Annotated in this window: 11 protein-coding genes and 1 pseudogene; 8 read left to right on the top strand and 4 right to left on the bottom strand. The window is 66.8% G+C overall.

Going from position 1 to position 12,687, the window contains the following annotated elements; translation table 11 throughout:
- Both IP69_RS06270 and IP69_RS06265 read left to right on the top strand, forming a co-directional pair.
- Positions 1-513: ChbG/HpnK family deacetylase (locus IP69_RS06270; RefSeq protein WP_156323320.1), on the top strand; the 513-nt coding region annotated here is incomplete at its 5' end.
- 106 nt (positions 514-619) lie between these two features.
- Positions 620-2,314: a HAMP domain-containing methyl-accepting chemotaxis protein gene (locus IP69_RS06265; protein WP_054141968.1), complete on the top strand. Its 1,695-nt coding sequence runs from the start codon at positions 620-622 to the stop codon at positions 2,312-2,314.
- A gap of 234 nt (positions 2,315-2,548) precedes the next feature.
- On the opposite strand, the gene IP69_RS06260 is transcribed toward IP69_RS06265, so the two are convergent.
- Positions 2,549-3,151: a superoxide dismutase gene (locus IP69_RS06260; protein ID WP_054141967.1), complete on the bottom strand. Its 603-nt coding sequence runs from the start codon at positions 3,149-3,151 to the stop codon at positions 2,549-2,551.
- Between the two features lie 329 nt (positions 3,152-3,480).
- On the opposite strand from IP69_RS06260, the gene IP69_RS06255 reads away from it, so the two are divergent.
- On the top strand, positions 3,481-4,992 hold the full coding sequence (locus IP69_RS06255; RefSeq protein WP_054141966.1) for a hypothetical protein: 1,512 nt from the start codon (positions 3,481-3,483) through the stop codon (positions 4,990-4,992).
- Positions 4,993-5,009: 17 nt separating this feature from the next.
- Here the strand turns inward: IP69_RS06255 and IP69_RS06250 are convergent, their stop codons facing one another.
- Positions 5,010-7,178, bottom strand: a complete 2,169-nt coding sequence (locus tag IP69_RS06250; RefSeq protein WP_082359016.1) for a S9 family peptidase — start codon at positions 7,176-7,178, stop codon at positions 5,010-5,012.
- Between the two features lie 337 nt (positions 7,179-7,515).
- Between IP69_RS06250 and IP69_RS06245 the strand changes: the two genes are divergently transcribed.
- The 3 genes from IP69_RS06245 to IP69_RS06235 all read left to right on the top strand — a co-directional run bounded on the left by IP69_RS06245 (position 7,516) and on the right by IP69_RS06235 (position 9,339).
- Positions 7,516-7,932, top strand: a complete 417-nt coding sequence (locus IP69_RS06245) for a MucR family transcriptional regulator (protein WP_054141965.1) — start codon at positions 7,516-7,518, stop codon at positions 7,930-7,932.
- 214 nt (positions 7,933-8,146) lie between these two features.
- Positions 8,147-8,518: a helix-turn-helix domain-containing protein gene (locus IP69_RS06240; RefSeq protein ID WP_197279703.1), complete on the top strand. Its 372-nt coding sequence runs from the start codon at positions 8,147-8,149 to the stop codon at positions 8,516-8,518.
- The gene (locus tag IP69_RS06235) at positions 8,515-9,339 is read left to right on the top strand and encodes a DUF6456 domain-containing protein (protein ID WP_054141963.1); all 825 of its coding nucleotides are present in this window, start codon (positions 8,515-8,517) and stop codon (positions 9,337-9,339) included. Before IP69_RS06240 ends, IP69_RS06235 begins: the two co-directional genes overlap by 4 nt.
- Before the next feature lie 29 nt (positions 9,340-9,368).
- On the opposite strand, the gene IP69_RS06230 is transcribed toward IP69_RS06235, so the two are convergent.
- On the bottom strand, positions 9,369-9,797 hold the full coding sequence (locus IP69_RS06230; protein ID WP_054141962.1) for a SufE family protein: 429 nt from the start codon (positions 9,795-9,797) through the stop codon (positions 9,369-9,371).
- Positions 9,798-9,923: 126 nt separating this feature from the next.
- Positions 9,924-10,217 carry a hypothetical protein gene (locus IP69_RS06225; protein ID WP_156323319.1) on the bottom strand — a complete coding sequence of 98 codons (294 nt, stop codon included), beginning with the start codon at positions 10,215-10,217 and terminating at the stop codon, positions 9,924-9,926.
- A 336-nt stretch (positions 10,218-10,553) separates the two neighbouring features.
- Here IP69_RS06225 and IP69_RS06220 point away from each other — a divergent pair, with 336 nt between their 5' ends.
- Positions 10,554-12,356, top strand: a complete 1,803-nt coding sequence (locus IP69_RS06220) for a PAS domain-containing sensor histidine kinase (RefSeq protein WP_054141960.1) — start codon at positions 10,554-10,556, stop codon at positions 12,354-12,356.
- A gap of 15 nt (positions 12,357-12,371) precedes the next feature.
- A pseudogene (locus IP69_RS06215) lies at positions 12,372-12,687 on the top strand (hypothetical protein); the annotation flags it as partial.

Genomic DNA, 12,687 nt, shown 5'->3' with positions numbered 1-12,687 from the left:
GAGATCGCCCGCCAGCTCGACGCCTTCGAGGACCGGCTCGGCCGCGCGCCGGATTTCATCGACGGCCACCAGCATGTCCATGTGCTACCAGGCGTGCGCAAGAGCGTGCTGGATGCCGTCACGAGCCGCTATGCGCCCGGCAGCGTCTATCTGCGGGACCCGGCCGATTCGGCCGTGGCGATCCGGGCGCGCGGCGTCGCGGTCGGCAAGGCGCTGACGATCGCAGCGCTCGCGCTGGGCTTCCGTGGGGCGGCCCTGCGGCGAGGCATTCCGGTCAATCGCGGCTTCGCGGGCGTTGCTCCCTTCGATGCAGGCCGCGATTTCAGCGCCGATCTCGAGCGTTTCCTGCTGCGGCCAGGACCGGCCCATCTCGTGATGTGCCATCCCGGCTTCATCGACGACGAGCTCGCCAGGCTCGATCCAGTGATCGCCACCCGACCGATCGAGCATGCGGGTCTGGCGGCTTTCGTGCCATCCGGGCTGGCGATGGTGCGTTTCGCCCAACTGCGTTGATCGAGCGGCGCGGCAATCGAATATTTACCAGACCGGGGCATCGTCACGCGAGGTTGACTCGGCGGCACTCGCTCGACGGCGCCGCTTTCGGGGATGTTGGGCGCAAATGAGTTGGTTCAAGCGAGCAGCCGGGATCAAGACCGCTGCGCCGGCAAGCGCACCCTTCCGCAGATCGGGGCGCTCGCTCAGCAGCCAGATCGCGGCGGCGGCGGTTGCCATCGTCGCGATCGCGATCATGTTGGTGGTGTTCGCGGCGGCCCGCTACAACGATGCCAAGACGCGCGACGACCTCGAACAGAAGATGCAGGCCCTGACGCTGATGGTGGTCAATGCCTCGCCGTCGCTGATCCTGGCCCGCGACACCAATACGCTGGGCTATATTCTCGACTCGCTGCGCCGCGACCCCGATTTCGAGGCCGGTTTCGTCGCCGATGATTTGACCACGCTGGCAAGTGCCGGAGAAAGCGAAGGCGCGCGCCTGGCCATGACGCCTCGCTGGGTCACGGCCCTGTTTGGCCGCGATCCCTGGGAGATCATGAAGGACACTGCCACGGCGGAGATCGAGGACGAAACCTTCGTGACCAGGCTGCATGTTGTCCGCGTGGGCGGCCACCAGAAGCAGATCGGCTACATCGCGCTGCGTTTCGACAAATCGCGCCTCATCGCACGGGCGGCGTTCGAGCAGATCGCCACGATCGGTTTCGGCATCCTGATCCTGCTGGTTCTGGGGCCGCTGCTCTGGATTTCGCTGTCGCGGACCATGAAGCCCCTCAAGAACATGACGCAGGCGATCGTCAGCATCTCGGATGGCCAGCTCGACACCCCGATCGAAGCGCTCGCCCGCCGCGACGAGATCGGCGCGATCGCGCATGCGCTCGGCATTCTGAAATTGCGTCTGGCCGAACGCGCCGCGTTGCAGGAAAAGCAGCACGTCACGGAGGCGCAGCGCCGCCAGCATCAGCAGGATGTCGATGAGGCGATTGGCCTGTTCCGCGGCAAGGTCGGCGTCGCGCTCGAAGCCTTCAAGAGCAATGCCGACCGCATGAGCGAGGCCTCCGACGGGCTTGCGCGCGTGGCGGCCGAATCATCGGGGCGCGCCGCGCGCGCCGCCGACAACGCCCATGGCGCCTCGGGAAATGTCGAGAGCGCGGCGCAGGCCGCCGAAGAGATGGGGGCTGCGATCCGAGAGGTCGAGTTCCAGATCCGGCGCGTACGCACCGAAATCGTCGAGGCTGCCTCGATTTCGCGCGAGGCCGCAACCTCCGTGCGCGCGCTCGACGAAACGGCACGTGCCATCGGAGAGGTCGTCAATCTGATCCGCGACATCGCTGCCCAGACTAATCTGCTGGCGCTCAACGCCACGATCGAGGCCGCCCGCGCCGGAGAGGCCGGGCGCGGCTTTGCCGTCGTCGCCTCCGAGGTCAAGAGCCTGGCCTCGCAAACCGCCGACGCCACCGACCGCATCGTCTCGCAGGTTTCCGCCATTCAGGGCGCGACCGGCCAGGTTGTCGGCTCGATCCAGAACATCGCCGAGCGCATGAGCGCGATCGAGAATTTCGCCAACTCGGTGGCGGCGTCGATCGAGCAGCAGGCGATCGCGACCGGCGAGATCGCGTCGGGCGTCGCCATGGCGAGTTCCTCCTCGCTGTCGGTATCGAGCGATCTCAGCGTGCTCGCCGATTCGGTCGAGGAGACCGGTCGCTCGGCCGAGGAGGTGCGTGGAGCGGCCAGCGAGGTTGCCGCCCAGGCCGTGCGTCTGCGCGCGACGGTCGACCAGTTCCTGCGCAGCGTCGCTGCCTGAGACCGTCTGCAAGCTTTCCTTCGGCGGTCGTCTCAGCCCTCATCCTGAGGAGCGCTCCGCAGGAGTGCGTCTCGAAGGATGCTCCAGAAGGCTCCCCCGCGAGCTGGACCATCCTTCGAGACGCCGCTCCGCGGCTCCTCAGGATGAGGGCTATAGGATGGACGCCGGAATTCCAGGTACCAAACATAAACGGGGCCGCGAGGCCCCGTTTCGCTTTATTGGCTTGATAATCGCTCAGGCTTTGGCTGCGGCGTCGTACATCTCGGCCACGTACTCCCAGTTCACCAGGCTCTCGAGGAAGGCCTTGAGATAGTCCGGACGGCGGTTGCGGTAGTCGATGTAATAGGAATGCTCCCAGACGTCGCAGCCGAGGATGGGCGAAGCCCCGTTGACCAGCGGGCTCTCGCCATTGGGGGTCTTGGAGACGGCGATCTTGCCGCCCTTGACCTCGAGCCAGGCCCAGCCCGAGCCGAACTGGCCGACGCCGGCGGCGACGAAGTCTTCCTTCATCTTCTCGACCGAGCCGAAGGATTCGACGATCGCCTTCTCCAGCGCGCCCGGAATGGCGCCGCCGCCATTGGGCTTCATCCACTTCCAGAAATGCAGATGGTTGTAATGCTGGCCGGCATTGTTGAACACGGCCGGGTTCTTGCCGTGTGAGCCCTTGACGATCTCTTCGAGCGACTTGCCCTCGAATTCCGTGCCCTTGATCGCGTTGTTGCCGTTGGTGACATAGGCCAGATGGTGCTTGTCGTGGTGGAACTCGAGCGTTTCCTTCGACATGAAGGGCTGCAGCGCGTCGTGGGCGTAGGGCAGGTCGGGAAGGGTGAAGGTCATGGGGCCTCTCCTTGGGCTGGCAAAATCGCGTGATCGAAGAATGGCTTGCCGCTGGACGGCCCGGGCCGGGTGTCTGCCGCTGAGGCGCCCGCCATTCGTTTGATTAGTTAAGCCTCCCGCAGCCCACCGGCAACCGCTCAACCGTCGCGCAGCCCACATACCGGCCCGCAAACCCGCCTCACTGCCGCCCGATTCGCCGCGTTAAGCGAAGGCTGATATTGAAACTCTCTGTTATTCAATACGTTACATGATCGCAGGGCAGGGCGATTGGCTCTCTCGCTCGGGCGACCGCCAGAATTGCTTGCGAGCACATCGCCGAGGACCCGACAGTGATCATCATCTTTTTCCTGCTCGGCACGACGTTCCTTATCGGTGGCGCCGCGGCGATCGTCGATGGGCTGCCCTACATGGTCCTCGAACGCGGTTTCACCCAGGTCATCATCGGCACCGTCGTCGCTGGGGTGGGCGTCGTTATGATGGCCCTGGCATGGGTTCTGGTGGAACTGCGGCGCATCAGGGCCTCGCTCGCCAATGCCGCCATGGCGATGTCGGTGGCCTCAATGGTTGGCACCCCGGCAACCAGCGACGATGCCCGGATGCGCCGCACGGCGCCCGCCGCCGAGCAGGACATGTCCACGCTGCCCTTGGGCCCGGCGCCGGCTGGCGCTCTCGCCGGCGCCGGCGCCGGTGCCGCTCTTGCCGTGAGCCAGGCGCTCGCGGCTCAGGGGGCTGCGGCGACGAACACGCCCGAGACCCTCGATCCCGTCGCCGGTGCCGTCGAGGACGCCCCTGAAGAGCGCTACGTCGCTGCAACCGACGACGAACGCCGCGCCGACACGGAGCGCGAGGATGTTTCGGAGACTCCTCCGACCCTTAACCCGGCCCCATCCATCGATCCCGACGCCTTGACGGCGGCTGAGGCGTCTGCGGCAAGTCCGGTGGAGATAACGTGGCCGGTTCTTCACGCCGACAGGCCGACTTCGGAGCCGCTGGGCGATACCGACGCAGTGCAGGATGCCGATCTGGACTCAGCAACGTCGTATCCTGGCAAGGACGATGATCGGGATCAGGCTGAGAATCCTGCCGAGACCGAGATCGATCCGCCCGACCTCTGGACGGAATTGGCGGCGCCGCCGTCCAGCGCCTCCGACATCGTCGATCCGCTGGCGCTCGAGCTGACCCCCAGGCCGGCTCGCGAGCCCGACGAGTTCGGATTGCTGCGCGAAAGCCTTGCCGGTCTGGGTCTCGGCGCGGAACCGACCGGGCGGATCGAGCCCTCCTTCGCGGACATCAGCAGCCCGGCGCTGGATTCCGAGAGCCGCGCGGAACGAGCCGAAAACGCGGTCGACGAGGTCACTGCGGCTGCGAGTTGGATGGCCCCGGCCTCGCAGGATCGCGCGCCCTGGCTCGACGACGAGACGCAGCCATTGCAGGAATCAAACGAACGCGAGCCCCAGCCGGCGACGCTATGGCCGACATTGGACATCGCCGATCGCGAGGCGCCGCTCTGGCCGCCGCGGACGCGGGATGCAGCGATTTTCGAGCCGCAGGTGCCCCAGCCGATGGCGGTAGAGGAACGCCCGCCGCTTGAAGCGGAACCGGCGCCGCCTGTCGAGGCGGAGGCGGAACCTGCAGCGCCGCTCGAGCAGTCCGAGGCCGGCGAGCCGCCGGCAGCCTCCGAAGAGGGGATCGTCGGCGCCTATCAGGTCGGCGAGGCCCATTTCACCATCTATGCCGATGGCTCGATCCAGGCCCGCACCCCCGATGGCGATTACAGCTTCACCTCGATGGACGAACTCAAGATCTACCTGGCGAGCGAGAAAAGTCGGCTTGGGGTCTGATCAGCCCTAGCGTTTGATCAGTCAGGGCTGGCCTCGGGCCAGCCCTCGCCCACTGCCTGGATGGCGAAGGCATAGGCCAGCGCCGTCTCCTTGAGCGAGTCGAAACGTCCTGCCGCGCCGCCATGGCCGGCGCCCATATTGGTGTGCAGCACGACCGGCCCGCCCCCGGTCATGGTCGCGCGCAGCCGCGCCACCCATTTTGCCGGTTCCCAATAGGTCACGCGCGGATCAGTGAGGCCCGCCATCGCCAGGATCGGCGGATAGGCCTGGGCTGTGACGTTGTCATAAGGCGAATAGCTGCGGATGTTTTCGAAGGCGGTGACGTCGCGGATCGGGTCGCCCCATTCCGGCCATTCAGGCGGCGTCAGCGGCAGGGTGTCGTCGAGGATCGTGTTGAGCACATCCACGAACGGCACCTCGGCGATGATGCCGGCAAAGAGAGCAGGCGCCATGTTGGCGACGGCACCCATCAGCATGCCGCCGGCGCTGCCGCCCTCCGCCACGATCCGGCCGCGCGTGGTGAAGCTGTTGTCGGCGAGGGTTTCGGCGGCGGCGATGAAATCGGTGAAGGTATTGGTCTTCTTCTCGCGCTTGCCGTCGAGATACCAGCGCCGGCCCTTGTCGGTGCCGCCGCGAACATGGGCGATGGCATAGACGAAGCCGCGATCGACCAGGCTGAGCGGCCGCGTCCGGAAGGAGGCCGACATCGCCGAGCCATAGGAGCCGTAGCCATAGAGCAGGCAGGGCGCCGAGCCGTCGAGCGGCGTATCGGCCCGGTGCAGGATCGAGATCGGAACCTGCGCCCCGTCCTTGGCAGCGGCGAAGATACGGCGCACGCGGTAGGCGGCGGGATCATGGCCCGAGGGCACCTCCTGCCGCTTCAGCAGCGCGCGTTCACCGCTGGCCATGTCGTAATCCCATGTCTCGGCCGGCCGCGCCATCGAGGCATAGATGAAGCGCAAGGTATCGGTGTCGAACTCGTAGCCGGCATCCATGCCCAGCCCATAGGCTTCCTCGTCAAAGGCGATGTCGCTCTCGGCACCGGTCTCAAGATCGCGGATAACGATGCGCGGCAGTCCGTCCTCGCGCTCCAGCCGGATCAGCCGGCCTTTGAGGCAGACATGGCTGAGGATCAGCCGGCCCGGCTTGTGCGCGATCAGGTCGCGCCAGTTGGCCGGCGCTGGGTCAGCCACCGGCGCACTGACGATCTTGAAGTCTTCCGCCTCGTCGGCATTGGTCGAGATCAGCAGTTTCTCGTCATGATGCTCGACGTCATATTGCCGCCCGACCAACCGTGCCGCCACGGTCAGGGGCTTCGCATCGGGCACCGACAGATCGAGGAGACGGATTTCCGAGGTTTCGTGATCGTTGATCGAGATCAGCAGGAAGCAGCCCGACTGGGTCTCGTCGATATCGACGAACATCCCGGCATCGGCCTCGTCATGAAGCAGCGTATCCTGTTCGGGCCGCTCGCCGAGGCGATGGCGGAAGACTTTTGAGGGGCGATGGTCGGCATCGACCCCGACATAAAAGAAGCTTCCGCTGTCACCCGCCCAGACGATGTCGCCGGTCGTGTCCGGGATGGCGTCGGGGAGGTCCTCACCCGTCGCCAGGTCCCGGACGCGAATGGTGTAGAGTTCGGAGCCTGCCTCGTCGGCACTCCAGGCGAGCAGGCCGTGGTCGCGGCTATGGGCCGTGTCGCCGAGATCGAAGAAATCCTTGCCGTCGGCCAGCGCGTCGGCGTCGAGCATGATCTGCTCGCGCCCCTTGCCCTTCGCCTTACCCTTGCCACCTCCGGCCCGGGGCCTGCGGCAGATCAGCGGATGCTCTCCGCCTTTCCGGTAGCGCGAGTAATACAGGAACGGCCCGTCTGGCTGCGGCACGCTGGCATCGTCCTCCTTGATGCGGCCGCGCATCTCCTTGACGAGGCTGCGCTGCAGGGCGCGTGTCGGCGCCAGCAGGCGTTTTGCATAGGCGTTCTCCGCCTCGAGATAGCCGCGGATGTCGGCCGGCAGGGCATCGGGTTCGCGCAGAACCTCCTTCCAGTTCGGGGCCCGCAGCCAGTCGTAATCGTCGCTGAGCGTGACGCCGTGAACCTCGGTCGTCTTGGTGCGGATGGCGGCACGGGGCACGCCTCCCTTGCGCGGCGAACGCCGCGTCGCGCCTGGAACGGGGTTTGAGCGCATCGACGACATCTCCAGCATCACGGGCTCTGACAGGTAGAGAGCAGGCTGCGTGCTGGCAAGACGCTCGCGCCGGGGTAAAAGCCAACCATGCGCCGCGGCTGGTTACCATCGTGATCTGGCAAAGACAGAAACAATTCGAGAGGATAATCGTATTCGCAGCGTCTTCGTCACTTGCGGGGCTGTAGGCTATCGATTACATCGTCGAAATGGCCCGCAGCAAACCCATCCGATTCGGAAATGTTTGGGTGCTGTTGATTGGGTTCGCCTCAGGCATCTGTGCAGATAGTGCCAGCTGCAATCGTTGAATTTCACGGACTATATCAGGGAGTGATGCCACATGGCTGACAATGGCGAATCGGATTTCATCGAGCTGACGGCGGACATCGTCTCCGCTTATGTTTCGAACAACTCCGTGCCCGCGTCCGATTTGCCTGCGCTGATTAGCGATGTCCACGCCGCGCTGGGTCGCGTCGTCAGCGGTGCTGTCCCGGTGATGCCAACTGAGGCGCCCAAGCCCGCCATTCCGGTGAAGAAGTCGATCACGGCCGATTATTTGATCTGCCTGGAGGACGGCAAGAAGTTCAAGTCGCTCAAGCGCCATCTGCGCACGCAATACAACATGTCGCCCGAGCAGTACCGCGAGAAGTGGGGCCTGCCGCCGGACTACCCGATGGTCGCTCCCAATTACGCCGAGGCGCGTTCGCAGCTGGCCAAGAAGATGGGCCTCGGCCAGCAGCGCCGCAAGCGCCGCTGAGGCTGCAATTGTCCGCTCCGGCGGGAGATCGGGATATCGAAAGGCCGCCGCATCCGGGCGGCCTTTTTTGTGTCGCATCATCCCTCCGCCGCGAAACACCTCACCGACGGGGATAAATCGAGATCATCCGAAACACGGGCTTGATATAGGAATATATTCATGTAGTGATGGTCTCACAGTGGCCGCGCCCGGCCCGTGAACCAGAGAACATATCATGAACATGTCAGGATTCGGCAGCAGCGATCCCATCTGGCAGGCGGCTCTGGCGCGGCTTGCCGAAGTCACGGTGGCGGCCACCACGCAGGTGCCCCTGGCGAAGCTGAGGGCACGTCATCGCGGGCAGCGATCGACGGCACTGGCGCGACAGACGGCGATGTACCTTGCCCATGTCGCCTTTGGCCTGACGCTGACCCGGGTCGGCATCTGCTTTGGCCGCGACCGCACGACGGTCCGCCATGCCTGTGCGCTGATCGAGGATCGCCGTGACGATCCGGCGCTCGAGCTTGGTCTGTCGGCGCTGGAAGCCGGGCTGGTCGCGCTGACGCGGTCGCTTTCCCCCGCGAACCCGGCGGAGATGCGCTCATGAGCGGGATCGCGCGCAACCAGGATCAGCGCCGCGATGCGGCCCGGCGCCTGCTGCGCCATCTTGTCCAGCCAGGCGCCTTCGGCCGCCTCTCGCCCCTGGGGTGCGGGCGGATCGCGCTTTACCGGAACCAGGGCGGCACCACTCTCGGTGCGGGCTATGCGCAGCCGGAAGCAGCCGAGCCCTTGTTGGCCGAAGGCCTTGCGGCCTGGGCCGGGGAGGGCGACAGCCGGCGCCTGGTCGCGGCAGAGCCCGACGGCGCGGCCTCGCGGGCGCTGGCCGAGGCGGTCGTTCTGGTCGATGGCGAGCGCCAGACCGTGACGCTGGATGAGCGCGAAAGCCCGCTGCTATGGCTGCACCGCAGGCCGGGCAAGGATGGCAGGCCGCAACTCTCGAACGAGGAATTCGCCGCGGGCGAGCGCTTCCGGTCGGATCTCACCCTCGCCGGGATGATGCCGAGGACGACGATGAACTGGGACGCCGCGCTGGCGCCGGACGGGCGTGGCGCCGGCAGCAGCGGGCCGGCGGCAGCCTCCGATTCGGCGCTCGCCGCGCGCCAGCGGGTCAGGCTTGCCTGCGACCGGCTCGGGCCGGATCTGTCGGGGCTGGCGATCGATGTCTGCGGCTTCCTGAAGGGGCTCGACCAGGTCGAGCGCGAGCGCGGCTGGCCGGCGCGCTCCGCCAAGGTCGTGCTGCGCCTCGCGCTGAAGGGGCTGGCGGCGCATTACGGGCTGAATCCGGCGTCCTCTCCCAGGAGGGGCAAGATCTCGGTCTGGCATGGCGAGAATGCCCGCCCGCATCTGCTGCCGGAACGTGCGGGATGAGCGGGCGTCGGCGGCGCGTGGGTGCGCGATCAACCGCTCGCGGCGGCGCGGGCGTCGGCCTTGATGCGCTCGATCATCGAGCGCACGCCATTGGAGCGCTGCGGCGTCAGATGGGCCGAGAGCCCGAGCTTCTCATAGGTTTCGAAGGCGTCGGTCGTCAGGATGTCCGAGGCGCTGCGGCCCGAATAGATCGCCAGCGCCAGCGCCACGAGGCCCCGCACGATATGAGCATCGCTGTCGCCGCGAAAATGCAGAACGGTCTGGGGACCCGGTCCCGCATCGCGTCTGGCGTCGAGCCAGACCTGGCTGGCGCAGCCGCGCACCTTGTTGGTTTCGTTATGGGCCTCGTCGGGCAGCGGCTCGAGCCCCTTGCCGAGTTCGATCAGGTAGCGATAGCGATCGTCCCACTCCTCGAGCAGGTCGAAATTGGCGATGATCTCGTCGAGGCTGGCGCTCATGTCCCGTCCGTGCAGGCCGCGATGCGGGCAGACTCGGCACGCTTGGCGTGACCGGGCCCGGCTGTGCGTCTTCGGCGCGTCTCGCGCCCGCGTCAAGCACGGGGCGCCAGCGCCCCCTGTGGCGTGTCAGCGCGTTGACGTCTCGGCAGCCTGTCGGCGGCCCTCGCTACGACTGGTCGCGGCTGCGGCCGTCATCTCCATCAACCGCTGACGCGTCTGCGGATCGAGGCCGGCGAGGATCTGCGCGGCCTCGCGCGCAGCTGTGAGGGTTGACATGGCACCTGGCCGGTCGATCTGCGTTGCAGCCTTCGTCACTTCGCGAACCGCCGCGACGCTGCCATCGTCCGATCGCTCGCCATGGACGGGTGAGTTCAGCGCGATCACGCCAATCACCGCCAGGCTTCGCAGGATATAGGCCATGCTGGTCCCCATGATTGCAGGAGAGGCGCGCCCAGGCCCGCTCCGTCATCGACACTAGCCCGGAATCTGGAAAAATCGCGTCAGTCTGGACCCTCAAATGCATTTCAAAGACGACAGGCGATCTTCAGCTTCCATTCACCTTGCCGCAAACATCGAGGCGAACGGCGAGGGGCGATGCGTTGCCTCTCAAGATGTTGAAATCGTTTCGGAATAGCCCGGTTCGACGGGCAGGGCAGCCGCAGGCCGGCCCGCAGCCTTAAGCCCCGCTTAAACCACGCAGGGCGAGATTGCCGGCAGCGGGCGAACCGTCCGCAAAGGTTAGGCGTTGCGTTGCTCATGAAGATGCAGGCGGTCAGGACACAGGTTGCGGCGATGGTGCACGCATCGGTGCTGCCCCATTCGCTCGAGCGCATGCGCCACGAGCGCTTCATTCTGACACGGCTCCTCGTCGGGGCGGTGGCGCTGGGTCTGGCACCGGCCTACATCGCCTGGCGCGGCACGCTGGGCGCGCTCGAAGCCGCGGTGATGGTGTCGGCAGCCCTGCCGCTGCTGGCGGTGGTGACCTTGTCGCTCAGCGGCCGTCTCGATATCGCGCACGGCATTTCGGCGGCGGCGCTGGCGCTGTTCATCGGCGCTCTGGCCGGGATGACGGGAGGCGCGGCATCGCCCCTCCTGCTCTGGCTGGCTGTCGTTCCCGCCGAGGCGATGTTCTTTGGCGCACGTGCCCATCTGGCAAGGGCAGGCGTGATCGCGGCGGTCGCGCTTGTCGGCGTCGTCGGGCTCGACCGTCTCGGAGCCTTTGCCGGACAACCGGCCTGGGCCGGCGAGATGATGCCGACGCTGGTCATGATCGCGATCGTCCACGCCATGATCGTGGCCGCCGGTTTTCAGCATCGCCGCCGCGAGGAGTTGCGCGAGCACCAGGCCTCCGACCAGCGGGCCCAGCTGCTGCTCGACCATGTCGGCGATCTCGTCACCTGGCACGATGCCAATGGTGCCGTGGTGTTTGCCAACCGGGCCGCTCGCTCCCTGACCGGCGCCGAACCGCACGATCTGCACGGACGCGGCCTGCTCAACCGGGTCCATGTCGCCGATCGCCCGCTCTTCCTCAAGGCGCTGAGCGACGCGGCCCATGGTGCCGGCGCCGTCACGGCCTGTTTCCGCACGGTGTTCGTGCCCGAGGGCGACCAGGAGCAGCGTCCCGTCTCGCTATGGCTCGAACTCCACGCCCATCGCATCGAGACATCCGGCCCCGCCGACAGCGTCGCCGTCGTCTGCGTGATGCGCGACATCACCGTCCGCCGCGCCCAGGAGGATGAGCGTGCCCGCGGCCATGCCGAGGCGGTCAAGGCGAGCGATATCAAGGGGCGCTTCCTGGCGACCGTCAGCCACGAACTGCGCACCCCGCTCAACGCCATCATCGGCTTCTCGGAGATGCTGACGAGCGAGGACCAGTCCTGGCTCGATGCCGAGAAGCGCCTGGAATACGCCCGGATCATCCACTCCTCGGGCCATCATCTGCTCGACGTCGTCAACACGCTGCTCGACATCTCCAAGATCGAGAGCGGCACGATGATGATCGATCAGGAGCCGCTCGACATGGCCGCGATGGCCCGTGATTGCTGCGCGCTGATGGCGCTGCGGGCGCAGGCCGGGGACATCGCGCTCGAGCGCGTGATCGGCCCCGATCTGCCGCCCGTTCTGGGCGATCGCCGGGCGCTGAAGCAGGTGATGATCAACCTGCTGTCCAACGCCATCAAATTCACCCCGGCCGGCGGGCGTGTCGTGCTCGCCGTCGTGCGCGATGGCGACACCATCGACCTGTCGGTGTCCGACACAGGGATCGGCATTTCCGCCAGCGATCTGCCGCGCCTAGGCGATCCGTTCTTCCAGGCCAAGGGCTCCTATGACCGTGCCTATGAGGGCACGGGGCTCGGCCTTTCGGTGGTGCGCGGCCTCGTCGGCCTGCATGGCGGGCGCCTCACCATCGAGAGTGCGCCGGGCGTGGGCACGCGGGTCGCCGTGCGGCTGCCGGTCGGCGGGGTCGAGGAGGCCGCGCAGCCGGCGCGGATCGCCACCTTCGCCCGCGCCCCGCGCCGTGGCCTCGAAACCAAGACACCTTTTCGCCTGACCGCCTGAGTACGAGCCAGATTCATGTCCACGATCGCCGCCCGCGCCCATAACGGCCCCTCGCTCTCCGCTCCCGTCAAGCGGCCGGTGCCGCAGCCGCGTCGGCAGACGAGCTGGCTGGGCAGGGTCGCGCGCACCGCCATGCACAGACCCGGCCGCGCTCTCGTGCTGGTGGTGTTCGCCGGCGTCTCGGTTGCGATCCTTGCCAATGCGCTCATGCTGCAGAAGGCGCGCCACCCGGCACCGATGATCTCGGCGCCCGCGCAGACACCGCCGGCCCGCCAGGTGGAGCGTCGTGCCGAGCCGCCCGCCGCCCTCGCCAATCCGGCTGCGCCCGCCA

Origin of the sequence: Allobosea sp. AAP35 (genome assembly GCF_001295925.1) — a bacterium.
GTDB lineage: Bacteria > Pseudomonadota > Alphaproteobacteria > Rhizobiales > Beijerinckiaceae > Allobosea.
Note: the sequence above shows the minus strand (reverse complement) of the source record. Positions and strands in the feature narration are given on the sequence as shown.

What these genes read in the sequence shown, in the direction of transcription:
- IP69_RS06265 (WP_054141968.1), top strand. Translation starts at nt 620, where the DNA reads ATGAGTTGGTTCAAGCGAGCAGCCGGGATCAAGACCGCTGCGCCGGCA.
- IP69_RS06260 (WP_054141967.1), bottom strand. Translation starts at nt 3,151, where the DNA reads ATGACCTTCACCCTTCCCGACCTGCCCTACGCCCACGACGCGCTGCAG.
- IP69_RS06250 (WP_082359016.1), bottom strand. Translation starts at nt 7,178, where the DNA reads ATGCGCTCAAACCCCGTTCCAGGCGCGACGCGGCGTTCGCCGCGCAAG.
- IP69_RS06245 (WP_054141965.1), top strand. Translation starts at nt 7,516, where the DNA reads ATGGCTGACAATGGCGAATCGGATTTCATCGAGCTGACGGCGGACATC.
- IP69_RS06240 (WP_197279703.1), top strand. Translation starts at nt 8,147, where the DNA reads ATGAACATGTCAGGATTCGGCAGCAGCGATCCCATCTGGCAGGCGGCT.
- IP69_RS06235 (WP_054141963.1), top strand. Translation starts at nt 8,515, where the DNA reads ATGAGCGGGATCGCGCGCAACCAGGATCAGCGCCGCGATGCGGCCCGG.
- IP69_RS06230 (WP_054141962.1), bottom strand. Translation starts at nt 9,797, where the DNA reads ATGAGCGCCAGCCTCGACGAGATCATCGCCAATTTCGACCTGCTCGAG.
- IP69_RS06225 (WP_156323319.1), bottom strand. Translation starts at nt 10,217, where the DNA reads ATGGCCTATATCCTGCGAAGCCTGGCGGTGATTGGCGTGATCGCGCTG.
- IP69_RS06220 (WP_054141960.1), top strand. Translation starts at nt 10,554, where the DNA reads ATGAAGATGCAGGCGGTCAGGACACAGGTTGCGGCGATGGTGCACGCA.